The organism is Nocardioides eburneiflavus (genome assembly GCF_004785795.1).
Classification (GTDB): Bacteria; Actinomycetota; Actinomycetes; order Propionibacteriales; family Nocardioidaceae; genus Nocardioides; species Nocardioides eburneiflavus.
In genome coordinates this window covers 351,499-374,198 of record NZ_SRRO01000001.1, presented here as the reverse complement: position 1 = coordinate 374,198, position 22,700 = coordinate 351,499, and the positions used below count along the sequence as shown (strand labels likewise).

The window sequence follows — 22,700 nt, the reverse complement described above, 5'->3', positions numbered from 1 at the left end:
TGGTGATCCAGCCCAGCGTGACCCACCCCATCGTCGCTGCCGCCACCGACGTACGCGCGTCGCTCAAGGCCGTCGCGCTACGCGAGCTCGTCGCCGCCGAGTCGCAGCTGGCCGAGCTGCGACTGCGGATCCTGGGCGACGCCGGCGACCTCGCCGAGCAGACGGCCGCCAAGGACGCCGCGGGCTGGTTGGCGCACCACACGCGCACCCGGGTCGCCGACGCGCGGGCCGACCTCGCCCTGGCGACCGCGCTCAACCGCGAGCGCCCCGCGCTGGCCGCGGCGATGCGCGAGGGGGCCGTGACGCTGGCGCAGGCCCATGTCGTCCACCGCGCGCTCGGCGCGCTGCCCGAGGTGGTCGACGCCGAGACGGTGTCCCGCGCCGAGGCGCACCTGGTGGAGCGGGCCGCGGAGTTCGGGCCGAGGGAGCTCGGTCGCATCGGGCGTCGGATCCTCGACGTCGTCGCCCCCGACGTCGCCGAGCCTGCCGAGGCGGCCCGGCTCGCCGACCTCGAGGCCGGTGCAGCGCGGAAGACCCGACTCACCCTGCGCCGTCTCGGCGATGGCACCACCCGCGTCTCCGGCCGCATCCCCGACCACGCGGCCACCCGGCTCGCGACCTACCTCGAGGCGTACGCCAGCCCGCGCGGCGCCGGGAAGAAGGCCGGCGACAAGCCCGGCGACGCAGTCGCCCGACTCGCCTACCCCCGACGCCTGGGAGAGGCCTTCGCCCAGTTCCTCGAGGCGGCCGACTCCTTGCGGATGCCGCTGCACGCCGGCGACGCGACCACCCTCGTCGTCACCGTCCCGCTCGCGTCGCTCCGGGCCGAGCTCGCGGCCGCCGACCTCATCGGCGCCGGACTCGTCCCCGGCGACGACCTCACCGGCGACCGCCTCAGCGCCGCCCAGGCACGCCGGCTCGCCTGCACCGCCAAGATCCTGCCCGTCGTCCTCGGCGGCGACAGCCTGCCGCTCGACCTCGGCCGGACACGGCGACTCTTCAGCCCCGCGCAGCGCAAGGCGATGCTGGTCCGCGACCGCACCTGCCGCGCCGAGGGGTGCGACGTCCCCGGCACCTGGTGCGAGGCCCACCACCTCGACCCCTGGCACGCCGGCGGGCGTACGGACCTCGCCGACGGGGCGCTGCTGTGCAGCCACCACCACCCCCCATCCACGACGACGCCTTCCGCGCCGACCGCCTGGCCAACGGCGACTTCCTGTTCCACCCCCGCAGATAACCTCGACGCCATGGCACCCACCATCGCCACGAACACCGAGGTCGGGCTCGACGAGCTGCTGGACTTCGTACGCCCGCGCCACCACATGCTGCTCATCACGCGGCGCGCCGACGGCAGCCCGCAGGCCTCGCCGGTCGCCGGCGGCATCGACGACAGCGGCCGGATCGTCGTCGCGACCTACCCGCAGCGCGCCAAGACGAAGAACGCGCGACGGCGTCCCGACGTGTCGGTCGTCGTCCTCTCCGACGACTGGGACGACGCGTGGGTGCAGGTCGACGGCACCTGCGAGGTGCTCGACGCCAGCGAGGGCGACACCCCCAGCGAGGAGGCGCTCGACGCGTTCGTCGAGTACTTCCGCACGATCGCGGGCGAGCACTCCGACTGGGACGAGTACCGCCGGGCGATGGTCGACCAGGGCAAGTCGCTGCTGCGGATCACCCCGACCCGCTGGGGCACGGTCTCGACCGGCGGCTTCCCGCCCGAGGTGGCGGCGAGATGACCAGCCTGCAGACCACCGCCCGGGAGCCCGCCTGGAAGGGCGCCGCGCTGCTCACCGGCGGGTTCGTCATGGTGCTGTGGGTGCTCGAGATCTTCGACGCCACGACGGGCAACCCGCTCGACGCGTACGGGGTGCGCCCGCGCAGCGAGGACGGGCTCGTCGGCATCGCGACGGCCCCGACGCTGCACTTCGGCTTCGACCACCTCGTCAGCAACACGGTCCCGGTGCTGGTGCTCGGGTTCCTCACCCTCGCCACCGGCATCGCGCGCGGGCTGGCCGCGACCGCGATCATCTGGGTCGTCGGCGGGCTCGGCGTGTGGCTGTTCGCCCAGCCCGGCAGCAACCACGCGGGCGCGTCGGTGCTGATCTTCGGCTGGATCGTCTACCTGGTCGTCCGCGGGTTCCTCAACAAGCGCACGACCGAGATCTTCATCGGCGTCGCGGTCTTCCTGCTCTACAGCAGCGCGCTGCTCGGCGTCCTGCCTGGTCAGCCCGGCGTCTCGTGGCAGGGCCACCTCTTCGGCGCGATCGGCGGCTTCGTCGCGGCGCGGCTGCTGACCACCCGCCGGCGCAGTGAGTCGAGCATCACGTACTGATCAGTAACGAACGCCGGACGGCACCCGCCGACCGCTCCTAGCCTGCGGGGCATGCGCGCTCACGCCCTCCGCTCCCTGGTCCTGGCCGTCCTCCTCGTCCCCGCCCTCGCGGCCTGCTCGGGCGGCGACGGAGCCGGCGAAGCAGGTGGTACGGCGTCGCAGGCCTCCCAGTCCGAGAGCCAGGAGGTCACGGCGTGGCGTGCCGCGCTCGAGGAGGAGCTCGGCACCGACACGTTCGACTTCGCCGCCCTCCAGCAGGCCGCGGCGGCCGACTGCGCGCGTACGGACGCCGCGGCGTGGACCGTCGAGCTCGCGCTGAGCGGCAACCTGTCGACCTCCGCGCTGACCCGCGTCGGGCTGGAGCACGCCTGCGCGGACGTCGTGCCGGCTTTCGACGAGGCCGTCGCCACCGTCGAGCAGGCCGCCGACCCGCTCGACCTGGTTTGCGGGCCGGGCGTCGAGCTGCCCGCCGAGGCCGCGCTCACCGCGGATCTGGTCTGCGCCAACCGCTAGGACTCCGGCGCCGGGATGGTGTCCGGCAGGTCGCGCACCGGCATCACCACGACGTCGTGGATCTTCCAGTCGAGGTCGCGGAGCACGCTGACCGCCGCCTCGAGCTGCTCGAGCGTGGGGGCGCGGCCCGCCACGGGGCGTACGAAGGCTTCCACGTGGAACACGTGGCCCTGGTCGCGCACGCGGCTGCGGCTGTCGAGGACCCACGAGAGGTTGGTGAGGACCTCGTCGACCTCGCGGGTGAGCCGGTGCGGGTGCCCGTCGTCGTACGTCCGGGCGCGCTGGTCCATCAGCGCGGTCGCGGCGTGGCGCAGGTTGGTCCAGCCGTCGCGGACGATCGACAGCGAGATGAGCAGCGCGACGCCGGAGTCGGCCCACCACAGCCCCACCCCGATCCCGAGCACGCCGGCGATGGTGCCGGCGGCGGTCATCCAGTCGGCCTTCTGCATGTCGGCGTCGGCGAAGAGGACCTTGTCGTGCAGCGCCTCGGACAGCGGGAGCTTCATCCGGCCCAGGACGAACGGCCCGATGCCGGTGTAGGTCATCGCCGCGACCATGAGCCAGCCTGCCCAGAAGGTCTGGCCGAACAGGTGGACGGTGCCGATCGGCGGGTGCTCGGCGCGGATCAGGCCCATCGCGGACTCCACGGCCAGCAGCAGCCCGACCGCGAGCAGGGCGACGGCAGCCGTCAGGTGGCCGACGCCGGTCGACCGGTGGTAGCCGTACGGGTGGTCGGCGTCGGGGCGTCGACGGCCGAACCGGACGGCGACGAGGAACGCCAGCGGCGGGACGAGGGCGAGACTGTCCTCGACCCACGCCGTCTTCATCGCCTGCGAGCTACCGGCGGTCGCGAAGACGACGGCCACGGCGCTGGTCATGTAGACCAGGGTGATCACCTCGAGCCGCTTCGCCCGCCGCAGCGCGTGCGCCTGCTCGGGCGGCAGCTCGGTGTGCCCGAAGTGCTGCCCGCCCTCGCCGGGGTCGTTCGCGGGACTCATCGCGGGTCGCCGTGGTCGTCGAGCCACCGCTCGAGCCGGGACATCCACGCGTTCTCGCCCGTCGGCACCATCATCACGTGCGCCTCGGTGGTGCCTGCGACGTCGACCTCGACGTACGGCCGGGTGAGGCCGACCTTGTCGACCCAGGCGTTCTTGTCGGTGAAGCCGCCGACGGCGAGGTCGACCTTCCCCTCCTCGAGCAGCCGCACGAGGTCCTCCTCGCCGGTGACGGTCCACTCGACGTCGGCACCGAGGGACTCCGCGAAGGCCGCGACCAGCTCCGGCTCGCGACCGGTGGGCTCACCGCCCCCGACCTCGACCCAGCCGGGCCGCGGCGACGCGGCGACGCGTACGACGCCGTCCTCGCGGACCCGGTCGAGCGTGCCGTCGGGGTCGGTGGGGAAGTCGTCGGGCAGCAAGGAGCCGCAGCCGCCGAGCAGCACGGCCGCGACCACGAGGAGGAGCAGGCGCCGCAGCATCAGCCCGGGGCGTCCTGTGAGCGCTTGCGCAGCGGCCGGGTGGCGGGACCCTCGAGCACCTCGCCGTCGCGGGTGAACCGCGACCCGTGAAGCGGGCAGTCCCACGTGTCCTCGGCATCGTTCCAGCGCAGCAGGCCGCCGAGGTGGGTGCAGACGCCGACGACGCCGCACTCGTACGCCTGGGTGCGCCCCGAGACGCCGGGCAGGTGCTCGCGCACCGTCCGGACCGCACCGGTGACGAGGGACGCGCCGACGCCGAGGTTGAAGCGGGCGACCTCGGCCAGGCCCGACGGGTGCGGGACCCGCCGGTGCAGCACGCCCGCCCAGGACGGCTCGGCGCCGAGGATGTCGCCGGAGATGGCGCGGGCCGCGAGGACCGACGTGGCCATGCCCCACTTCTCGTAGCCGGTGGCGACGTGGATCCGTCCGCCCCCGCCCGGCAGGTGACCGACGAACGGGAAGCCGTCGGGGGTGCGGTAGTCCTGCGCGGACCAGGCGTGCGTCTCGGTGGTCCCCGGCCAGTGCGCTGTCGCCCACGAGCGGAGTGCCTCGACGTGGGCCTGCGCGGAGCGGGTCCGACCGACCACGTGGCCGCTGCCGCCGACGACCAGCACCCCGCCGGGGGCGTCGCGCACCGAGCGGGAGTCGCTGCCGGCGGAGAGGTACATCCCGTCCAGGTCCGGGCCGCCGGCGAGTGCGATCGCGTACGAGCGTTGCGGCTCGAGCCGAGCGAAGTGCAGCCCGCGGTCGAGGATCGGCGCTCCGGTCGCCAGGACGACGTGCCGGGCGCGGAGGTCGTGGCCGACCTCGAGGTGTGCGACGCGGTCGTCGCCGGAGGTGGAGACCGACGTGACCCGGCGTCCCTGGTGGATCGTGCCACCGTGCTCGCGGACCTGCGCGGCGAGCGCGAGCAGCACCTCCATGGCGTCGAGCTGTGCCTGGTCGGCGAGGACGGTGGCGCCGACGTGCGGGAACGGCACGTCGAGGCGTTCGCGCCACTCCACGGGCAGGCCGAGGGAGCCGGCGACCCGGTGCTCGCGCTCGACGGCGCCGAGCTCGCTGGCCGTCGCGGCGTACGTCACGGCCGCGCGCCGCTGGGTGACGACGCCGTGGTCGCCGCAGAAGCGCAGCAGCCACTCCATGCCCTCGCGGCTGGCGTCGACGAAGGCGCGGGCCGTCGACTCCGACCCGTGCCTGCAGATCCGCGACAGGTGCGTGCCCTGCAGCAGGGAGACCTTGCCGGTCGTGTGCCCGGTGGTGACCGCGCCGACGTGGCGCGCCTCCACGCAGGCGACCCGCAGGCCGGCGCGCGCGAGCAGCAGCGTCGTGGTCAGGCCGGTGAGCCCGGCGCCGACCACGACCACGTCGAGCGGGGCGCCGGGCGCGGGCAGGTCGTCGTCGGGGACGGTGTCCGCCCCGTCGAGCCAGAGGGACGTCACGTGTCGCCGTCGGGGTCGTCGTCAGGAGTGCTGTCCGGCTGGTTGGCCGGGTCGGTGTCCAGATGGGTCTGCGGGTCGCCCTGCGGGTCTGCCTGTGGGTCGGTGGCACTCATCGTCGTCTCCTCGGGAGTCGGTGGAGCGGGACGCCTTTCTTGTACCCGGTTGCCGACCACGGATGCGTACGACGTCGCGCATGCATCACCGGTCAAGGGGTACCTGACGCGGCAGTGAGGCCCGCCGGGGCTGACCTCCCGTACGCCGTGCGAGGTGGCCCCGGCGGGTTTCGTACGGGGGCGGGGTCGCATGGTTCCGACGACAACGGGTACGGCCGCACATGACTGATCCCACCTGCCTGGTCCTGATCTGCACCCTCAAGCCGGCCCCGACGGCCTCGAGCTCCGAGCTCCTCGGGCAGCAGGTCCTCGACGCCTTCGCCGACCTCGGTGTCACCGGTTCGATCGAGCGTGTCATCGACCACCGTGTCGCGTTCGGGGTGAGCACCGACGAGGGCAACGGCGACGGCTGGCCTGCCCTGCGCGAGAAGGTGCTGGCCGCCGACATCCTCGTGGTGGTGACCCCGATCTGGATGGGCCAGCCCGCGTCGGTGTGCAAGGTCGTCCTCGAGCGCCTCGACGCCGAGCTGTCGGAGACGGACGCCGAGGGGCGGCCCTCGATGTTCGGCAAGGTCGCGGGCGTGGGGGTCGTCGGCAACGAGGACGGCGCCCACCACGTGTGCGCCGAGGTCTTCCAGGCCCTCGGAGACGTCGGCTTCACGATCCCCGCGCAGGCCGCGACCTACTGGGTCGGCGAGGCGATGCAGGCGGTGGACTACCGGGACCTGGACGCCACGCCCGAGAAGACCGCCGGCACGACGCAGGTGCTGGCGCGCAACGCCGCCCACCTAGCCCGGCTGCTGAAGGCGTCGCCCTACCCGGCCGACTGACCGCTCAGCGCGAGCGCAGCGGGCTCTCCCCGAGACGGGTCAGGAGGTCGCGCGGGCCGTCGTAGACCCAGGATGCGCCTGCCGTCCGCAACCGCTCGGCGCTGACGCCGCCGCTGCGCACGCCGATGCACGGGAGGTCGGCCGCCTCCGCGGACAGCGCGTCCCACACGGCGTCGCCGACGACGATGCCCTTGCCGCCACCGGCCCGCTCGACCGCGAGCTGCACCATGTCGGGCGCGGGCTTGGTGGCGGCACCGTCGGAGCCGGTGACGACCGCGGCGAGGTGGCGGCGTACGTCGAGGAGGTCGAGCATCTCGTCGACGAGGTCGGCCTCCGAGGAGCTGGCGACGACGACGCGGTGGCCGGTCCCGACGAGCGCCTCGACGAGCTCGGAGGCGCCGTCGAGCCCGTTGACGACCCGCAGGCCGGCGCGGAAGTACTTGTCGTGGAGCTCGCGCACGTCGTCCCCGACGGCGGCCTCGACAGCGTCGCCCGAGACGTGCGCGACGAGCCGGTCGCCGCCCATGCCGATGGCCTCGTGGATGCGGACGGCGCTGACGTGGAGGCCCACGTCGTGGAAGGCGGCGTGCCACGCGGCGACGTGCTCGTAGACGGAGTCGACGAGAGTGCCGTCGAGGTCGAGCACGACGACGGGGTGTGCGAGGAGAGGTCGGGCATTCACAGTGTCGCGTACCCCGTCGGGCGGGGCACCATGCGCCGCGGTCGCCCCGGCGGGTGTGGTGTGCCGACAGCGCGCGGAGGACCATCAGGGGCTCAGGCAACACCGATGTGATGAGGGGATCGTCATGGAGCTGCTGCCTCAGAGTCGGGAGGCGCTGGACGAGTACGTCGCGGAGGCGGTCGACGACGTCGAGGAGCTGTTGCGGGTGATCGAGGGATGGGCCACGCGGGCCGTCCCCGACTGCGTGGCGCTCAGCGTCACGCTGCTGGACGAGGACCTGACCTTCACCCTGGTCGACGAGGAGGCGACGAGACCGCCCGAGGACGCGGACGCCCGGGGGCACGCGAGCGGCGCGGCGCGGGAGCGAGCCTACGCGCTCGACGAGGCCGGCTGGGCGGACATGGCCCGGGAGCGCGCGTTTGCCGGCATCGCGAGCACCGTGTCGCTGCCGGTCGTCGAGCACGGCCGGGCGGTGCTCACCATCGACCTGTACGCGTCGACGGCGCACGCGTTCCGCGACCGTGTCGACGGGCTGGTCGACGCGCTCGGGGCATGGCAGGCCGGCGCCGTGACCAACGCGGACCTGTCGTTCGAGACGCTCCGGCGGGCGGAGCTCGCCCCCGCCCTGCTGCGCGAGCAGCGCCTCGCCGACGTGGCCGTGGGACTCGTGGCGGCCCGCATGTCGGTGACCACGCACGATGCGGCGGCGCTGCTCGACGAGGCCGCCGAGCAGGCTGGGGTGACCCGGATCCAGGCCGCGTGCGTGGTGCGGGTCCTGCTGGGGTAGCGATCCCGCACCGGTCGATACCTCACCCCGGCGTGTATGTACCTCGCCCATGGGGGTACTGCGGGGTCATGCAACGACCTACTGCCCCCGCCTCCCGCCACGTCAAGGTGGCGATCATGGAGGAGAGCGAGCTCGTCGTGCACGGCCTCCGTGCCATGCTCGAGCCGCACTCCGCGCTGATCACCGTGGTGGCTCACCGGGCCGATGGTCCGGCGCCCCTGTGTGACCTCACCCTCTACGAACCCCACCGCCGCACCGCCGGCGTACGCCCCGCGCCGCAGCGCTTCCCGACCCGCATGGTCGCCTTCGGCTGGGACTGCAGCCCCGAGGCCGTGTCGACCGAGATGGCGCGCGGTGCCGCGGGCTTCCTCAGCAAGTGGCTGCCCGGTCGCCGCCTGGTCTGGAACCTCCTCCAGATCGCCGACGGTCGCACCGTCGTCGACGCGTGGACCGGCCAGGCCGAGGCGGAGAAGGCCGCCGCCGAGAAGTGGCCGCTGACGCAGCGCGAGACCGAGGTGCTGTCGATGATCGCGGCCGGCAAGGCCAACCGCGAGATCGCCGAGGAGACCAATCTCAGCATCAACTCGGTGAAGTCCTACATCCGCGGTGCCTACTCCAAGATCGAGGTGAGCTCGCGCTCGCAGGCGGTCCTCTGGGCGATCCAGCACGGGCTCCTCATGTCGAGCGAGCCCGAGCCGGCGCGGCCGCCGATGACCCGCCAGCCCGTACGCCAGCAGGTCCGGCCCGTGCGCCAGGCCGCTGTCCCGCCGGTCCGGCCCGGCATGCCCGCTGCGCGCTGATGCCTCGGTTCGGCTACTTCCTGTCGTGTGAGGAGTACACGCCCGAGCAGCTCCTCGAGCAGGCCCGGCTCGCCGAGCGGGCGGGCTTCGACAGCCTCTGGATCAGCGACCACTTCCACCCGTGGACCAACGCCCAGGGGCAGTCGCCCTTCGTGTGGTCGATGATCGGCGCCGTCGCACAGGTGTGCGACCTCCCGGTCACCACGGCCGTCACCTGCCCCACCGTGCGCACGCACCCGGCGATCATCGCGCAGGCCGCGGCGACGTCGGCCGTGCTGCTCGGCGAGGGACGGTTCACCCTCGGCGTCGGCTCCGGGGAGGCGCTCAACGAGCACGTGCTCGGCGACGTCTGGCCGCACACCGAGCGCCGCCTCGAGATGCTCGAGGAGGCGGTCGAGGTGATCCGCGAGCTGTGGACCGGCGAGGTGGTCTCCCGCGAGGGCCGCCACTACACCGTCGACACGGCGCGGATCTACACGCTCCCCGACGAGCCGCCGCCGATCTACATGAGCGCGTTCGGCCCCAAGGCGCTCGACGTCGCGTGCCGGATCGCCGACGGGTTCATCACCACGCAGCCCGACGCCGAGTCGGTGGAGACGTTCCGCGCTGCCAAGGGTGCGGACGCCCCGACGCAGGCCGGCTTCAAGGTCGCGTGGGGTCCGACGCGCGACGAGGCGATCGACGCCGCGTACGAGCTCTGGCCCAACTCCGGCGTCCCGGGCGAGCTCGCCCAGGTGCTGCCCAGCCCACAGCACTTCGAGCAGGCCAGCGAGCTGGTCACGCGCGAGAAGTTCGCCGAGAAGGGCGCCTTCGGCCCCGACGTCGCCGAGCACGTCGAGGCGTACGCGCCGTTCGTCGACGCGGGCTTCGACGAGGTGTACGTCGCCAACATGGGCCCGCACTACGCCGACCTGATCGCGGCGTACGGCTCCGACGTGCTGCCCGGGCTCCGCGGACGCTAGCCCCGACCCCGACAGCGCCTCAGTCGTCGTACTCGGGGTGGCCTTCGACGTCCGCGGGACGGGCCTCGTGGCCCTCGCGCCCGCGGGTGCGGCGCAGCTCCTTCATCTCCGCCTCGAAGACGTGGCGCCGGCCGTCCATGAGCTCGTCGAGCGCGCGCTGGTGCAGGCCCTTGGTGCGGGCGTAGAAGCCGTCGTCGAAGGCCTCGACCATCTGGAACGACCACATGCCCGGCAGCGGGTTCTGGCCGAGCGCGTCGCGGTCGAGGGCGTCGGCCAGGTCGTCGTGGCCGGCGTCGCGGACCAGCTCGGTCGCCTCCTCGAGGGTGCTCTCGGCGCTGCCCATGAGCCGGTGGAAGGCGTAGAGGTGGCCGCGGGCGTCCTCGACGTGGTCGAGGGCGGCCGACAGCTTGCCGACGGCCTCGACGGTGGCGTCGTCGACGCCGTCAGGGCGGCGGTGCTCGCGGGAGGGCTGGTCGCTCATGCCCCGAGCGTCACAGGGCGTCCTCCGGCTCCGCCACGTTCGTTGGGGCGGGGAGCTCGCGCGTGCTGACGAGCTCGGCCGCGACGTCGCGCAGCTTGGTGTTGGCCTGCGAGGAGATGCGGCGCAGTACCTCGAAGGCCCGGTCGGCATCGAGGTCGTAGCGCTCCATGAGCATCCCGATCGCCTGGCCGATCACGGTGCGCGTCTCGATGGCTCCCGCGAGCTGCTCGTCGTTGATCGAGCGGGCCAGGGCCACGGCGGCCATCGCCGCGATGGTGCGGCCGTGCTCCACCTCGTCGTCGCTGAAGGCGCCCGGCGTCCTGGAGTAGAGGTTGAGCGCGCCCCACGTGCGGTCGGGGCGGGTGAACAGGCGGAAGCTGAGGCTGGAGCGGATGCCGAGCTCCTCGACCATGACCCGTCCCCACGTCGGCCACCGGGGATCGGTCGCGAGGTCGTCGACGACGACGGTCTCGTGCTCGAGGATCGCCTCGCGGCACGGCCCCTGCCCGAGCTCGTACTGGGCCTCGTCGAGCTCGCGCAGCCGCTCGCTGCTCGCCGCCGGGGTGCTGATCCGGTCACGCTCCACCAGCGAGACCCCCACGTGGTCGCACGCGGTGAAGAACTCCGGCGCGATCGCCACCAGGCACTCGAGCGTGTGGGGCGTGTCGGGCTGGGCCTCGAGCTCGCGGACGGCGTTGGCGAGCCGTCGCTCGAACACCTCGTCCATCGTTCCGTCGACCTCCTCGGTCACGGAACGACGTACGGCGTGGTGCGCCGGTGCGCGAGTCCGCAGGTGGGTGTGGGTGTTGCCCCTTCACGGTCCCACCCCCAAGGGCGGGCCGCAACCTCGCGTCCCACGCCTCAGGCCAGTGCCCGGACCAGCTCGTCGAGGGCCAGCGTGGTGGCGCTGGCGACGACCTCGGTCGGGTCGCCGTCGAGCAGCACGTGCCGCGACTCCACCCTGGACTGCGAGCCCTCGGCACGGGCCACGGCCAGGTGCACCGTGCCGGGCGGGCACCCCTCCTGCGGGCCGGGGCCACCGACCCCGGTGATGCCGAGCGCGACGTCGGCTCCCAGCAGCGTGCGTACGCCCGTCGCCATCTCGCGTGCGCAGCCGTCGGTCACCACGGGCCCGCGGCCCACACCACCATGCATGGTCCCGCGCCGGCGGGGCACTGGCACCCCATGAAGGCAGTCACCTGGCAGGGCAAGCTCGACATGCAGGTCGTCGAGGTCCCCGACGCGAAGATCGAGGAACGCACCGACGTCGTCATCGAGGTGACGTCGACCGGACTCTGCGGCTCCGACCTGCACCTCTACGACCCGCTCACCCCGTTCATGACGCCGGGCGACATCGTGGGCCACGAGCCGATGGGCATCGTGCGCGACGTCGGCTCGGCCGTCACCACGTTGAGCGCCGGTGACCGCGTCGTCGTCCCCTTCAACATCAGCTGCGGCACCTGTTGGATGTGCAGCCGCGGGCTCCACAGCCAGTGCGAGACCACCCAGAACCGCGACACCGGCACCGGCGCGAGCCTGTTCGGCTACAGCAAGCTGTACGGCCGGGTCCCCGGCGGGCAGGCCGAGCTGCTGCGCGTCCCGTTCGCCGACACCCTGCCGATCAAGGTCGACCACGGACCGCCGGACGACCGCTTCCTCTTCCTCTCCGACGTGCTGCCGACCGCGTGGCAGGCCGTGGAGTACGCCGACGTCGAGGACGGCGGCACCCTGCTCGTCGTCGGCGCCGGACCGATCGGCGACATGGCCGCACGCATCGGCATGCACCGCGGGCTGCGCGTGATCGTGGTCGACTCCGTGCGCGAGCGGCTCGCCCGCGTCCACGGCCGCGGCGGGGAGACGATCGACTTCACCGAGGTCGACGGCGTGGGCGACGCGGTGCGCGACCTGACTGACGGGCGCGGCGCGGACGCCGTGATCGACGCGGTCGGCATGGAGGCGCACGGCTCGCCGGTCGCCGAGACCGCGCAGAAGGCGCTCGGCCTGCTGCCCAAGAAGGTGCAGGAGAAGGTCATGCTCAACGTCGGCGCCGACCGACTGGCGGCGCTGCTGAGCGCGATCGACGCCGTACGCCGCGGCGGGACGATCAGCATCTCGGGGGTCTACGGCGCCCCGACGGACCCGCTGCCGATGTTCGAGCTCTTCGACAAGCAGGTCCAGATCCGGATGGGCCAGGCCAACGTGCGCCGCTGGAGCGACGACATCCTCGACCTGCTCCAGGAGGAGGAGGACCACCTCGGTGTCGAGTCCTTCGCCACCCACCACCTCCCGCTCGACGACGCGCCCGAGGCGTACAAGAAGTTCCGCGACAAGGACGACGGCATGGTGAAGGTGGTGTTCCGCCCATGAGGCTGCCCAAGCCGCGCGGCCCGCTGAGCGAGTGGCTGGTCGCGCGACTGGCTGGGACGGGCGTGGCAGGTGCCGCGCCCGTCGCCGACTCGTGGGACGACGAGTGCATCTCCCTGTGGACGCTGCACGAGCTGTCCTTCCGCGGCTTCGAGGACGGCGACGACCGCGCGGAGTGGGACCCGACGCTGCTCGGCGTGCGCCACGAGCTCGAGACCGCGCTCGAGGGGCGGCTGCGCGAGCGGTGGGTGGGCAAGGACCCCGGCCCCACCGCCCCGGAGGACGTGCCCGCGGCGCTCGAGGCGCTGGTCGCCGCGGACGACGGGCCCTCGCTCGCCGACCACGTACGCCGCCACGCCGACCGCGACCAGGTGCTGGAGCTGCTGCGGCAGCGCTCGGTCTACCACCTCAAGGAGTCCGACCCGTCGGCCTTCGTGGTGCCGCGGCTGCCGGTGCGCGCGAAGGCCGCGCTGATGGCGCTGCAGTTCGACGAGTACGGCGACGGCGACCCCAACCGCCTGCACTCCCACCTCTTCGCGCGCGGCCTCGAGGCCGTCGGGCTGCGGGCGGAGTACGGCGCGTACGTCGACGACGCGCTGCCCGAGACCCTCGAGATGAACAACGCCGGCTCCCTCCTCGGGCTGCACCGACGCCTGCGCGGCGCGGCGATGGGCCACCTCGCCGCGTTCGAGATGACCAGCTCGCTGCCCTCCCGCAAGATGGTGCAGGGCCTCGAGCGGCTCGAGCTGGACGGCCCGATGTCGGCCTATTACGACGAGCACGTCGAGGCCGACGCCATCCACGAGCACCTCGCCTCGCGCGACATCTGCGGCACCCTGGCCGAGGACGAGCCCGACCAGGCCGGCGAGATCCTCTTCGGGGCGTACACCTGCCTCGACGTCGAGGCCCGCTTCGCGACCGCGCTGCTGGCGTCGTGGGGGGCACGGTGACCGGCCCGACCGACCGCGACTTCGAGCACCCCGACGTCGTGCTCGTCCCGCACGGGCCGATGCTGCTGCGCGGCGTCGAGTCGGTGCAGGACGCCGATGGCACCGTGCACCCCGTCGAGCGGCCGGTCGTCGCGCTCTGCCGCTGCGACAAGTCGAGCCGGCTGCCGTGGTGCGACGGGACGCACAAGGTCATCCCGCGCTGAGGGCTCGCTCGGACCTCAGGCGCGGTCGATCCTCGCGAGCACCCCGCGCTCCTCCTGCCGCACCTCGACCACTGCGAAGCGACCCTCGGCGAAGCACGGCTCGCCGCGCAGCACGTCGACCTGCTCGCAGGTGCCGACCTGGAGCACGGCCGAGCCACCCGGCGCCAGGTGGGCGTCGATCACCGCGAGGCAGGCCCGGGCCACGTCGAGCCCGTCGTCGCCGCCGTCGATCGCGCTCAGCGGGTCCTCGGGGTAGCGCCCGGTCTGCTCCCGCGGCACCCACGGCGGGTCCGCGATGACCAGCGCGAACGTCTCGTCGGGGCCGATCGCCTCCTCCAGCCGGCCCTCGCGGACCTCGACGCGGTCGGCGAGCCCGGCGGCGAGGGCGTTGGCGCGGGCGTAGTCGCACGCGACGGCGCTCGCGTCGACGCAGACCAGCTGCCGTCCGGTGGCTGCGACGGCCAGCAGGCCGATGTGGCCGGCGCCGGCGCAGAGCTCGAGCACCGCGCCACCCGGGGTGGTCGGCGACAACTTCGCGGCCCACTCGGACTGGGCGGTCGTCCAGTCCCGCGGGCGGAGCACACGGTCGTCGAAGGCGATGGTCAGCGACCCGAAGGCGAGGTGCTCGGTCATGCGGGCGACCTTCCCGGGCGCAGGCGCTCCGTACGGCGTTGCCAGATCGCGGCGCGGGCGGCGTTGGCGCCGGCGGCGCCGTGCACGCCGCCTCCCGGGTGCGCGGAGGCGGAGGCGAGGAACAGTCCGGGTACGCCGGTGGCCGCGCGTCCCCGCATGGCGGGCACGGGGCGGAAGACCAGCTCCTGGTGCAGCTGGGACGTGCCGCCGTTGACGGCGCCGCCGACGAGGTTCGCGTCGCGGGCCTCGAGCTCGTGCGGCCCGAGGACGCGGCGGGAGAGGACGAGGTCGCCGAACCCCGGCGCCAGCGCCTCGATCCGCGCCTGCATCCGGTCGGCGAAGCGCTCGCAGTCGTCGCGTCCCCACGCGCCGCTCACCTCCCCGCCCGCCTCCGCGCCCGCGTCGCGCCGGGTCATCCCCGGCTGGGGGACGTGGGTGTAGGCCCAGAAGGACTCGGTGCCGGCGGGCGAGCGCGACGGGTCGCTGGTCGTCATCTGCCCGGTCAGCAGGAACGGCCGGTCGGGCACGACCCCGGCCGACACCTGCGCCAGGGTCTGGGTCATCTCCTCGACGGAGTCGGCGACGTGCACCGTGCCCGGCACGAGGGCCGGCCGGTTGGTCCACGGCACCGGCCCCGACAGCGCCCAGTCGACCTTGACCGTGCCGGGGTCGAGCTCGAAGTCGCGCATCCCGCGCACCACCCGCGCGGGCAGGTGCTCGTCGGGCACGAGGCGGCCGAAGAGGTGGGTGGCCGAGACGTCGGCGAGCACGGCGCGGGCGGCGTACGCCTGGCCGTCGCGGGTGCGTACGCCGACCGCGCGCCCGTCGCGCACGTCGACGTGGGTGACCTCGGCGTCGGTCACCACCTCGACGCCCAGGCTCGCGGCGCGGGCGACCAGCGCGTCGGTGAGGCGCTGGGCGCCGCCGCGCGGGACGGGGAAGCCCACCGTCTGGCCGAGCATCGTCATCAGCACCCCGAAGACGCCGGAGCCGGGGGAGGCGAGGGGGAAGTCGGCGTGCCCGGCGTTGCCCGCGAGGAGCAGCTGCGCGGCCGGCCCGGAGAACAGCTCGCGGCCGAGCGAGGACACCGGGGTGGCCAGGCGACGGACGGTGTCGAGCCCACCGGAGCGCGCGAGGGCGGGCAGGAGGCGGGCGCCCGCACGGACGGGCGGGAAGGGCGACGTGAGGCCGTCGACCAGCGACGGGCCGATCCGGTCCCAGGTGCAGCACAGGTCCAGCCAGGCCTCGCCGTCACCGGCGCGGAGGTCGTCGATGCCGGCGGCGGTCGCCTCCCGGTCGCGGTGCAGCACGGCCCACTGGCCGTCGCCGAACGGGTGTCCGAGCACGGACGGGGCGTGCTCCCAGACCAGTCCGTGGTCCTGCAGGCGCAGCGACACCATCGCGTGCGAGGCCACCGCCAGGGGGTAGAACGCGCTGAACGTGTCGTGCACGAAGTCGGGGTGCACGTCGCGGTCGCTGCGCACCGCACCGCCCGGCGTCGGCTGCGCCTCGAGCACCAGCACCTGCCAGCCGGCGTCGGCGAGGACGTTGGCGGCGACCAGGCCGTTGGGCCCGGCCCCGACCACGACGGCGTCGTAAGCGCCTGACGTCACCGGGCCCGGCCCTCCACCAGGAAGGCGAGGCGGCGCAGGGCCTCCACGTTGCGCAGGTGCAGCTGGGCGTCGCGCAACGGCTTCGGGATCAGCGTACCGGGGCCGGCGGTGGCGTCCTCGGTGATGGTGACGACCGTCGTGTCGCCGCTCGGCTGCAGCGAGATGTCGACATGGGCCTGGCCGGCGGGCCAGCCGCGGGCGAGCAGCAGCAGGCGCCGGCCCTCCTCGACGTCGAGGACCTCGGTGGTGTCGTCGATCAGCAGCGGCCAGGTGCCGACGCTGTGGTGCAGCCGCGACCCCACGGCGGGCCACGAGTCGTCGACGGCGCGCATGCGGGATGCCCCCACGACGAAGAGCGGGTAGAGCCAGCCGTCGGACAACACCTCCCAGACCTGCTCGGGGGTGGCAGCGACGGGACGGCTCGTGGTGCTCACGTTGTGCTCTCCTTCGGTGCGAGGCTGGAGGTCGGGCTGGGAGTCTCGCGCTCCCAGTGCCCATTCACGCGGCGGACCAGTCCTCGCCGCTCGAACTCCTCGAGCCAGCCTGCCATCGGCCACTCGCCCCACCGCTCGTGGAAGAGGCGCCCGTTGCGCAGGATGTCGTCGAGGTGCTCGACCGGCGGGCTGCTGACCGGGTGGTGCTGGTGGAAGGCCCGCGCGCCGCCGACCCAGCCCAGGCCGATGCCGAGGGCGAGCGCCGTCCGGGCCAGGTCGGTGTCCTCGCCCCCGTAGCCGACGTAGTCCTCGCAGAAGCCCCCCAGGTGACGCCAGGTGCTCGCCGCGACGGCGAAGGACAGCGACCAGAACAGGTCGGGGTCGGTGGAGTGGACCAGCTCGCCCGGCTCGGGCTGCGGTCGTGCCGGGTGGGGGTCGTCCCAGGTCGCGAGCCCCGCGGGGTCCTCGGGATAGCCGTCGGGCGGCGCCGGCGGGAGGTAGGTCACCGGTCCCGACCAGATCCACCGCGGTCGTGCGGTGACGACCTCGGCGTACGCCTCGACGAGGTGGTGGCCGGCCAGGCAGTCGACGTCGAGCAGCACGACCACGTCGGCGCCGCGCTCGAGCGCCGTGCGGACCCCGAGGTTGCGCGCGGCGGCCAGGGGCAGGGCGCCCTCCCGGCCCCGCTCGATCCGGACGACGTCGCGAGCCAGCGCGCCCGTCCCTGCCCCGACCCGGTCCTCGACGATGCCGGGGTCGTCCATGGCCACGGCGAGGTAGGTGTCGGGCAGCACGGACCCGCGGGCGAGCAAGCGGTGCTGCGCCGCGAGGTGGTCGTGGCGCCCGTTCGCGATGGTCACGACGGCGACGCGGGTCCGCCCGGCGTCCGTCACCGCGCGCCCCCGTCGAGGCCGCGGGCACGGGTCCTGAGGACGACGTCGGCGAACCGGTCGGCCGCCCAGCCGTCGCACCAGTGCCTCCACCCGCCTGGGTCGAGCGCGGCGGCCCGGTCGAGGACGTCGGTCCACTCCGCCGCGTCGGGCCACGCGGCGCGGACCACGGCCGGCCACCCGTCGGCGAGCACGGCGCCGGTCGTGCGCTGCTCGTCGTGGGGACGCGCCTGCGGCAGCACGACGGCTGGGCGGCGGGCCGCGGCGGTCTCGGCCAGCGCGTTCTGCCCGGCGTGGGTGACGACGACGTCCGCCGCGGCGAGCACCGCGGACGGGTCCTCGACCCAGGTCTCCCGGCCCGCCCCGAGCACGGTCCACCGCCAGTCGGGGGTGGCGCGCTGCGCGGCGCGCACGTCGTCGGCGCCGACGTCGTGGCCGCCCGACCCGAGGAGCAGCGCGACGCTGCGCTCGCCGTGCGGCCGGCTGGGGAGCGCGGGGCGTACGGGGTGGCGGGAGAGCGCGCCCACCGGCACCAGGCGCTCGACCAGGTCGTCGGGCAGGCCGGGCGTCATGCCGCGAGCCGCCCGCGGCCAGAAGCCGACGAGTGCCTCGGCGACGCCCAGGCCGAGCCGGTGGGCGGGGTCGTCGCGCCGGCCGGGCAGCACGACCGCCACCGTGGGGATGCCGTGCAGCCGGGTCAACAGCAGCACCTCGACCGACACGTCGACGACCACCAGGTCGGGACGCGCGGCCTCGAGCCACGCCGACGTCGCCGCGGCGCGGGCGCGGGTGCCGTCGTGGCGGAGCGGAGCCCAGTGCAGGTGGTCGCGGGCGGTGACGTCCTCGGGGCGGCCGTCGTCGTCGGGCGGCAGCCGCACCCAGTCGCCGCGCCAGGAGGGCGGGCGCGGCAGGGACGACAGCCCGGTCACCGGGATCCCCTCGTCGGCCAGGCGGGCGGCGAGCGCCTCGGCCCGGTGCCGGTGCCCGCTGCCGACGTGGTGCACGTAGTAGCCGACGACCCCGGTCACGCGGCGTCGTCCCGGCGGACGAGAAGGGTGTAGAGGTCGAGGTAGCGCGCGACCATCACGTCCGCGCTGCACGAGGCCTCGGCCTGGGCGCGGACCTCGCGCCGGTCGAGCCGGGAGGCGGCGGCGACCGCCTCAGCGAGGGCGGCGACGTCTCCTGCGCCCACGAGCACTCCGGAGCGTGGCGACACGACCTGGTTGAGACCGCCGCGCGAGAAGCCGGCGACGGGCGTGCCGCTGGCCATCGCCTCCGCGGCGACCAGCCCGTAGGGCTCGTCCCACACGGGTGTCACCAGTGCCACCGAGGCGGCGCGGAGGAGCGCGGAGAGCTCGCTACCCCCGAGGTGGCCGACGTGGTGGACGTCCCCGCCCAGGAGGGGGGCGAGCTCGCGGTCGAAGTAGTCGCGGTCCTGCACCGGCCCGGCGAGCACGAGCGGCACCCCGGCCAGGCGGCAGGCCTCGACGGCGAGGTGGGGTGCCTTCTCCGGGACGATGCGACCCGACCACACCGCCGGCCCGCCGCCCTCGCCGAAGGGCCAGTCGCGCAGCTCGAGGCCGTTGGGCACGACGTCGCTGTCCACGACGTGGCGCCAGGCGGCGGCGGTCCAGTCGCTCACCGAGACGAAGTGCGGCGGCCGGGTGCACAGGGCGAGCGCGGACTCCAGCATCGGCAGCGGCGGCGTGTGCAGCGTGGTGAGCATCGGCACGTCGAGCGCCGGGGCCATCGCGATGGGCAGGTGGTGGAGGCTGTTGTTGTGGACCACGTCGAAGTCCTCGGCCCCGGTGCGGGAGAGCGAGAGCATCAGCGCGAGGTAGGCGTGATGGTCGGCGAGCCAGTCGGGGCCGGGAGCGAACTTGTCGGCCATCGCCGCGTCGCTGACCTCCACGGCCGACAGCGGCAGGACCCGTACGGGGAGCGACTCGTCGGACCCGGCGCCGGCGAACAGGGTGACCTCGTGCCCGCGCGCGGCCAGGCCCCGCGCGATGGTGGCCGTCATCGACTCCAGCCCTCCGGCGAACGGCTCGCGGATGGGGTAGCGACTGGAGGCGATGAGGCAGATCCTCACCGGCCGTCCCCCACGAGGGACTCGTACAGCCGCGCGTGGGCGGCCGCGATGCGGGCACGCTGCGCCCGCCGCTCCTCCACGTCGGGCGCGGGGGCGACGTGGCCGGCGTACGCCTCGCGCACCGCCGTGACCAGGCTGGTCGCGTCGAGGTGGTCCTCGTCGTGCCCGTAGGTGAGCACGGGCGCCTGGTCGGCGAAGTAGCCGCAGGACGGCGCCACGACGGCGGTGCCGAGGTCGCGGCAGGCCTCGAGCCAGCCGCTGTGGGTGCCGAAGCGATAGGGCAGGACCGACACGTCGAGCGAGGCGAGGTAGGCCCACAGGCCGTCGTCGTCGAGGTAGTCGTGGATGCGCAGGTCGACCTCGCCGCGGCCGGCGTGGTCCTGCAGCGCCTCGGCGAGCGCGGCGTCGTACCGCTTCCCGTCCGGGTCCAGCACGTCGGTGTGCCCGTTGACCTGGAGCACGGCGCCGGGCAGGTCGCGGACGGCGTCGACCAGCACGGGCAGCACCGCGTGCGGGTGCATCCCAGCGCGCAGGCTCTTCACGTGCAGCCCGATCCGGAACTCCCGCTTGCCCGGCCCGCGTCGCTGGACCTCCCGCATCGCAGCAGCGCGCCGCATCACCTCCAGTGGCACGACGTGCGGATGCGGCACCACCAGGGCGTCCCGACCCCACCGCGCACGGATCTCGCGGGCGGCCCCCTGCGTCAGGGTGACCAGGGCGTCCGCCGCGGGCACCAGCACGTCGAGCTGGCGGTCGTGGTCGCGGCGGTCCGGGTGATGGGGGTTGCGCAGGTCGTGGACGGTGAACACCAGCGGCTTGCCGCGGCGCCGGAGCGCGGCGACGAGCTCTCGCAGCTCGGCGGGGCTCCGGGCGTCGAAGCCGAAGTGCAGGTGGAAGACGTCGAAGTCGTTGCGCTCGACCCACGCGGAGTCGAGCATCACCGGCGGCCACCACTGCTGGGAGGACGCGGCCTCGGCGGGCGGCGGGTCGGGGAGGCGTACGGGCCCGGAGCCGTCCTCGGGCGAGAGGTGCCGGACGTAGACGTGGTTGGCGGGCACCGAGGCGACGACGAGGCGCCCCACGCGGGGGCGCGGCAGCAGCGGCGTCGTGGGTGCGCCGGTCACGTCCGAGCCGGTCACGTCCGAGGTGGTCACGCGCAGAGGTACCCGCGGGGGTACGCGTCATGCGCGGATGACGTGAGATCCATCCCAGAGGAGGTGTCGCGTTGAGCGCGGGCTCGCGGGGACGCTAAATTCTCCCCTGACTCCAGAACACGGGTCTCGACCAGATTGTCCACAAGGATCTTCATTGTCGTCCCACGACTCCTTGGCCGTGTTCGCTGCACTGGCTGCCGAGCTGCAGCAGGAGCCCGACGAGGCCCTCACCTCGCGCGCGATCGTCACCCGGATGCGCGATCTCGTCCCCGAGGCCGACCAGGTCAGCCTCACCATCCGCACCTCGCGCGCAGGCCACAAGACGCTTGCGAGCAGCGACCCGCTCGCGGAGGAGGCCGACGCCCTCCAGTACGCATTGGGCGAGGGACCCTGCGTCGAGATCGCCGACACGGGCGGTTGGCTGCGCAGCGGTGACGTCGGCACCGACTCGCGCTATCCGTCGTGGGGTCCGCGCGCCGCGGAGCTCGGGGTGGGCTCCCTGCTCGCGGTCGCGGTCACCGACCCCGAGGGGCCACTGGGTGCGCTGAACCTCTACAGCGCACGGACCGGCGCCTTCGCCGACCGCGACGTCGTCGACCTCGCCCTCGTCTACGCCGTGCACGCCACGACGGCGCTGTCGTCGGCGCGACGGGCGAGCACCCTGCAGACGGCCGTGAGCTCGCGGCACGTCATCGGCATGGCGCAGGGCATCGCGATGGAGCGCTACGGCATCGACCAGCACCAGAGCTTCGAGCTGCTGCGCCGGCTGTCGTCGACGACGAACGTCAAGCTGCGTGACGTCGCCGCGCAGATCGTCGCCACCCGCGCGATCCCGCACGAGCGGGTCGGCGAGCCGGTCGACGACTGAGTGCTAGGCGGGCAGCGCGCCCGTGTCGAGGACGTGCTCGGACACGAGCCCGATCTTCGTACGCCGGGCGCGGGCAGCGTTGCGCAGCGCGTTGAAGGCGCCGACCGCGTCCAGCGACTCCTTGGCCATCAGGTAGCCGACGGCGCGCTCGATCACCACGCGGTAGTCGAGTGCGTACTGCAGCTGGCGGGCCAGCTCGCCGGCGGTGTGCGCCTGGAGCGCTGCTGCGAGCGTGGTGGAGATGACCTCGGCGTAGCGGCCGATCGCTGCCACCTCGCTCTCGTCCCAGTCGTGGGGGCGCTCCTTGTAGACGTCGAGCGTCCCGACCGGCACGCCGCCCAGCACGACCGGCGTGCCGAGCACAGCGCGCACCGGCTGCGCGGCCATCGCCCGCGCCAGCGTCGGCCACCGGTCGGTCTCCGCGGTGACGTCGCGCGAGGTGACGACCCGCGCCTTGACGAACGCCTCGGTGCACGGGCCCTCCCCGGCCTCGGCCTCGGTCTGCTCGAGGAGCCGGCCGGGACCGTCGCTGGCGGCGGCGTAGACGAGCATGTCCTGCTCGTCGGCGATGAGTACCCCGGCGCCGTCGACGGTGAAGAGGTCGACGCAGGCCGTCACCACGACATGGAGGGCCGAGGTGATGGAGCCGTCGTCGTCACGGGGCTGGGACAGCCGGCGCAAGCTCTCGGCGAGCGCGGCGTCGTCGATGTTCATGGGCGGATTATCACCCGGCCGCCGGTCCTCCCGACCAGCCCGACGCCGGGAGGTGCTTGCCGAAGCCCGCCAGCAGCTCGCGGTCGTCCGCGTCCGCCGTGCCGTCGTGGGTGGCGACGAGGACCCGGGCCACCGTACGGATCTTGGTGTTGCTGTCCTGCGAGACGCGCAGCATGGTGCGCCAGGCCTGCTCGGTGCTGCACCCGAAGCGGGCCGACATCAGGCCGATGGCCACGCCGATGTCGCGCTGCGAACGCACGGCCTCGTGCAGCTGCGCGATCTCGTCGCGCAGGGCGTCCTGCTGTGGAGCGTCCGCCTGCGGAGCAGGCTCGCCCGGAGGTAGGGGCATCCCAGACATCGTCACCTTCA

General features: G+C 74.0%; 27 protein-coding genes. 11 read left to right on the top strand and 16 right to left on the bottom strand.

From position 1 onward, the window contains the following. Positions 1-2 precede the first annotated feature (2 nt). From EXE59_RS24975 to EXE59_RS01785, 3 genes are read left to right on the top strand one after another with little or no spacing between them, the layout of a single operon-like run. The gene (locus EXE59_RS24975; RefSeq protein WP_168218361.1) at positions 3-1,736 is read left to right on the top strand and encodes a TIGR03618 family F420-dependent PPOX class oxidoreductase; all 1,734 of its coding nucleotides are present in this window, start codon (positions 3-5) and stop codon (positions 1,734-1,736) included. Then, positions 1,733-2,332, top strand: a complete 600-nt coding sequence (locus tag EXE59_RS01790; protein ID WP_135837362.1) for a rhomboid family intramembrane serine protease — start codon at positions 1,733-1,735, stop codon at positions 2,330-2,332. The genes EXE59_RS24975 and EXE59_RS01790 overlap by 4 nt, the downstream gene beginning before the upstream one ends. A gap of 51 nt (positions 2,333-2,383) precedes the next feature. Beyond that, positions 2,384-2,845 (top strand): hypothetical protein, encoded by a 462-nt coding sequence (locus EXE59_RS01785; protein WP_135837361.1) that lies wholly within the window; start codon positions 2,384-2,386, stop codon positions 2,843-2,845. Here EXE59_RS01785 and EXE59_RS01780 read toward each other — a convergent pair. Genes EXE59_RS01780 through EXE59_RS01770 form a run of 3 tightly spaced genes read right to left on the bottom strand, consistent with a single transcriptional unit; the run spans position 2,842 to position 5,761 of the window. Continuing rightward, a complete protein-coding gene (locus EXE59_RS01780; RefSeq protein ID WP_135837360.1) occupies positions 2,842-3,843 on the bottom strand; it encodes a cation efflux transmembrane domain-containing protein in 1,002 nt (333 codons plus the stop codon). The genes EXE59_RS01785 and EXE59_RS01780 overlap by 4 nt on opposite strands. After that, the gene (locus EXE59_RS01775; RefSeq protein WP_135837359.1) at positions 3,840-4,322 is read right to left on the bottom strand and encodes a transporter substrate-binding domain-containing protein; all 483 of its coding nucleotides are present in this window, start codon (positions 4,320-4,322) and stop codon (positions 3,840-3,842) included. The genes EXE59_RS01780 and EXE59_RS01775 overlap by 4 nt, the downstream gene beginning before the upstream one ends. Next, the gene (locus tag EXE59_RS01770; protein ID WP_135837358.1) at positions 4,322-5,761 is read right to left on the bottom strand and encodes an FAD-dependent oxidoreductase; all 1,440 of its coding nucleotides are present in this window, start codon (positions 5,759-5,761) and stop codon (positions 4,322-4,324) included. Before EXE59_RS01770 ends, EXE59_RS01775 begins: the two co-directional genes overlap by 1 nt. Before the next feature lie 334 nt (positions 5,762-6,095). Here EXE59_RS01770 and EXE59_RS01765 point away from each other — a divergent pair, with 334 nt between their 5' ends. Next, the gene (locus tag EXE59_RS01765) at positions 6,096-6,704 is read left to right on the top strand and encodes a flavodoxin family protein (protein ID WP_135837357.1); all 609 of its coding nucleotides are present in this window, start codon (positions 6,096-6,098) and stop codon (positions 6,702-6,704) included. 4 nt (positions 6,705-6,708) lie between these two features. On the opposite strand, the gene EXE59_RS01760 is transcribed toward EXE59_RS01765, so the two are convergent. After that, positions 6,709-7,386, bottom strand: a complete 678-nt coding sequence (locus tag EXE59_RS01760) for an HAD family hydrolase (protein ID WP_135837356.1) — start codon at positions 7,384-7,386, stop codon at positions 6,709-6,711. 124 nt (positions 7,387-7,510) lie between these two features. On the opposite strand from EXE59_RS01760, the gene EXE59_RS23570 reads away from it, so the two are divergent. From EXE59_RS23570 to EXE59_RS01750, 3 genes are all read left to right on the top strand, one after another. Next, entirely contained in the window at positions 7,511-8,173 is a 663-nt protein-coding gene (locus EXE59_RS23570) for a hypothetical protein (RefSeq protein ID WP_168218360.1), read from the top strand. 68 nt (positions 8,174-8,241) lie between these two features. Continuing rightward, positions 8,242-8,973: a helix-turn-helix transcriptional regulator gene (locus tag EXE59_RS01755; protein ID WP_168218359.1), complete on the top strand. Its 732-nt coding sequence runs from the start codon at positions 8,242-8,244 to the stop codon at positions 8,971-8,973. Continuing rightward, positions 8,973-9,935 (top strand): TIGR03557 family F420-dependent LLM class oxidoreductase, encoded by a 963-nt coding sequence (locus EXE59_RS01750; protein WP_135837354.1) that lies wholly within the window; start codon positions 8,973-8,975, stop codon positions 9,933-9,935. Before EXE59_RS01755 ends, EXE59_RS01750 begins: the two co-directional genes overlap by 1 nt. Before the next feature lie 19 nt (positions 9,936-9,954). Here EXE59_RS01750 and EXE59_RS01745 read toward each other — a convergent pair whose 3' ends face one another. From EXE59_RS01745 to EXE59_RS01735, 3 genes are all read right to left on the bottom strand, one after another. Next, positions 9,955-10,416 carry a hypothetical protein gene (locus EXE59_RS01745; protein ID WP_135837353.1) on the bottom strand — a complete coding sequence of 154 codons (462 nt, stop codon included), beginning with the start codon at positions 10,414-10,416 and terminating at the stop codon, positions 9,955-9,957. 10 nt (positions 10,417-10,426) lie between these two features. Then, positions 10,427-11,167, bottom strand: coding sequence for a GAF and ANTAR domain-containing protein (locus tag EXE59_RS01740; protein ID WP_135837352.1), 741 nt, complete (start codon positions 11,165-11,167; stop codon positions 10,427-10,429). 110 nt (positions 11,168-11,277) lie between these two features. After that, complete coding sequence (locus EXE59_RS01735) at positions 11,278-11,559, bottom strand: CinA family protein (protein ID WP_210428850.1); 282 nt, start codon at positions 11,557-11,559, stop codon at positions 11,278-11,280. 42 nt (positions 11,560-11,601) lie between these two features. Here EXE59_RS01735 and EXE59_RS01730 point away from each other — a divergent pair, with 42 nt between their 5' ends. From EXE59_RS01730 to EXE59_RS01720, 3 genes are read left to right on the top strand one after another with little or no spacing between them, the layout of a single operon-like run. Continuing rightward, positions 11,602-12,783 carry an alcohol dehydrogenase catalytic domain-containing protein gene (locus EXE59_RS01730; RefSeq protein ID WP_135837350.1) on the top strand — a complete coding sequence of 394 codons (1,182 nt, stop codon included), beginning with the start codon at positions 11,602-11,604 and terminating at the stop codon, positions 12,781-12,783. Continuing rightward, positions 12,780-13,730 (top strand): iron-containing redox enzyme family protein, encoded by a 951-nt coding sequence (locus EXE59_RS01725; RefSeq protein WP_135837349.1) that lies wholly within the window; start codon positions 12,780-12,782, stop codon positions 13,728-13,730. Before EXE59_RS01730 ends, EXE59_RS01725 begins: the two co-directional genes overlap by 4 nt. Next, positions 13,727-13,933, top strand: a complete 207-nt coding sequence (locus EXE59_RS01720; RefSeq protein WP_246056434.1) for a CDGSH iron-sulfur domain-containing protein — start codon at positions 13,727-13,729, stop codon at positions 13,931-13,933. The genes EXE59_RS01725 and EXE59_RS01720 overlap by 4 nt, the downstream gene beginning before the upstream one ends. 15 nt (positions 13,934-13,948) lie before the next feature. On the opposite strand, the gene EXE59_RS01715 is transcribed toward EXE59_RS01720, so the two are convergent. From EXE59_RS01715 to EXE59_RS01685, 7 genes are read right to left on the bottom strand one after another with little or no spacing between them, the layout of a single operon-like run. Then, positions 13,949-14,566, bottom strand: a complete 618-nt coding sequence (locus EXE59_RS01715; protein ID WP_135837348.1) for a methyltransferase domain-containing protein — start codon at positions 14,564-14,566, stop codon at positions 13,949-13,951. Beyond that, positions 14,563-16,179 carry a phytoene desaturase family protein gene (locus EXE59_RS01710; protein ID WP_135837347.1) on the bottom strand — a complete coding sequence of 539 codons (1,617 nt, stop codon included), beginning with the start codon at positions 16,177-16,179 and terminating at the stop codon, positions 14,563-14,565. The genes EXE59_RS01715 and EXE59_RS01710 overlap by 4 nt, the downstream gene beginning before the upstream one ends. Next, positions 16,176-16,613, bottom strand: coding sequence for an SRPBCC family protein (locus EXE59_RS24315; protein ID WP_135837346.1), 438 nt, complete (start codon positions 16,611-16,613; stop codon positions 16,176-16,178). The genes EXE59_RS01710 and EXE59_RS24315 overlap by 4 nt, the downstream gene beginning before the upstream one ends. Further along, positions 16,610-17,473 (bottom strand): glycosyltransferase family 2 protein, encoded by an 864-nt coding sequence (locus EXE59_RS01700; protein WP_210428848.1) that lies wholly within the window; start codon positions 17,471-17,473, stop codon positions 16,610-16,612. The genes EXE59_RS24315 and EXE59_RS01700 overlap by 4 nt, the downstream gene beginning before the upstream one ends. Positions 17,474-17,502: 29 nt before the next feature. Next, complete coding sequence (locus EXE59_RS01695) at positions 17,503-18,531, bottom strand: glycosyltransferase (RefSeq protein ID WP_135837345.1); 1,029 nt, start codon at positions 18,529-18,531, stop codon at positions 17,503-17,505. Then, a complete protein-coding gene (locus tag EXE59_RS01690; protein ID WP_210428847.1) occupies positions 18,528-19,595 on the bottom strand; it encodes a glycosyltransferase family 4 protein in 1,068 nt (355 codons plus the stop codon). Before EXE59_RS01690 ends, EXE59_RS01695 begins: the two co-directional genes overlap by 4 nt. Further along, positions 19,592-20,749 (bottom strand): glycosyltransferase, encoded by a 1,158-nt coding sequence (locus tag EXE59_RS01685; protein ID WP_246056433.1) that lies wholly within the window; start codon positions 20,747-20,749, stop codon positions 19,592-19,594. Before EXE59_RS01685 ends, EXE59_RS01690 begins: the two co-directional genes overlap by 4 nt. Before the next feature lie 154 nt (positions 20,750-20,903). Here EXE59_RS01685 and EXE59_RS01680 point away from each other — a divergent pair, with 154 nt between their 5' ends. Then, positions 20,904-21,617: a GAF and ANTAR domain-containing protein gene (locus EXE59_RS01680; protein WP_135837344.1), complete on the top strand. Its 714-nt coding sequence runs from the start codon at positions 20,904-20,906 to the stop codon at positions 21,615-21,617. Positions 21,618-21,620: 3 nt separating this feature from the next. Here EXE59_RS01680 and EXE59_RS01675 read toward each other — a convergent pair whose 3' ends face one another. After that, complete coding sequence (locus EXE59_RS01675; protein WP_135837343.1) at positions 21,621-22,331, bottom strand: GAF and ANTAR domain-containing protein; 711 nt, start codon at positions 22,329-22,331, stop codon at positions 21,621-21,623. A gap of 10 nt (positions 22,332-22,341) precedes the next feature. Then, positions 22,342-22,680, bottom strand: a complete 339-nt coding sequence (locus EXE59_RS01670) for an ANTAR domain-containing protein (protein WP_168218358.1) — start codon at positions 22,678-22,680, stop codon at positions 22,342-22,344. Positions 22,681-22,700: the final 20 nt, after the last annotated feature.

Bases quoted from the DNA above. Each gene is read 5' to 3' on its own strand.
- EXE59_RS01790 (WP_135837362.1), top strand. From the start codon at position 1,733: ATGACCAGCCTGCAGACCACCGCCCGGGAGCCCGCCTGGAAGGGCGCC.
- EXE59_RS01785 (WP_135837361.1), top strand. From the start codon at position 2,384: ATGCGCGCTCACGCCCTCCGCTCCCTGGTCCTGGCCGTCCTCCTCGTC.
- EXE59_RS01780 (WP_135837360.1), bottom strand. From the start codon at position 3,843: ATGAGTCCCGCGAACGACCCCGGCGAGGGCGGGCAGCACTTCGGGCAC.
- EXE59_RS01775 (WP_135837359.1), bottom strand. From the start codon at position 4,322: ATGCTGCGGCGCCTGCTCCTCCTCGTGGTCGCGGCCGTGCTGCTCGGC.
- EXE59_RS01765 (WP_135837357.1), top strand. From the start codon at position 6,096: ATGACTGATCCCACCTGCCTGGTCCTGATCTGCACCCTCAAGCCGGCC.
- EXE59_RS23570 (WP_168218360.1), top strand. From the start codon at position 7,511: ATGGAGCTGCTGCCTCAGAGTCGGGAGGCGCTGGACGAGTACGTCGCG.
- EXE59_RS01755 (WP_168218359.1), top strand. From the start codon at position 8,242: ATGCAACGACCTACTGCCCCCGCCTCCCGCCACGTCAAGGTGGCGATC.
- EXE59_RS01750 (WP_135837354.1), top strand. From the start codon at position 8,973: ATGCCTCGGTTCGGCTACTTCCTGTCGTGTGAGGAGTACACGCCCGAG.
- EXE59_RS01745 (WP_135837353.1), bottom strand. From the start codon at position 10,416: ATGAGCGACCAGCCCTCCCGCGAGCACCGCCGCCCTGACGGCGTCGAC.
- EXE59_RS01730 (WP_135837350.1), top strand. From the start codon at position 11,602: ATGAAGGCAGTCACCTGGCAGGGCAAGCTCGACATGCAGGTCGTCGAG.
- EXE59_RS01725 (WP_135837349.1), top strand. From the start codon at position 12,780: ATGAGGCTGCCCAAGCCGCGCGGCCCGCTGAGCGAGTGGCTGGTCGCG.
- EXE59_RS01715 (WP_135837348.1), bottom strand. From the start codon at position 14,566: ATGACCGAGCACCTCGCCTTCGGGTCGCTGACCATCGCCTTCGACGAC.
- EXE59_RS01675 (WP_135837343.1), bottom strand. From the start codon at position 22,331: ATGAACATCGACGACGCCGCGCTCGCCGAGAGCTTGCGCCGGCTGTCC.
- EXE59_RS01670 (WP_168218358.1), bottom strand. From the start codon at position 22,680: ATGCCCCTACCTCCGGGCGAGCCTGCTCCGCAGGCGGACGCTCCACAG.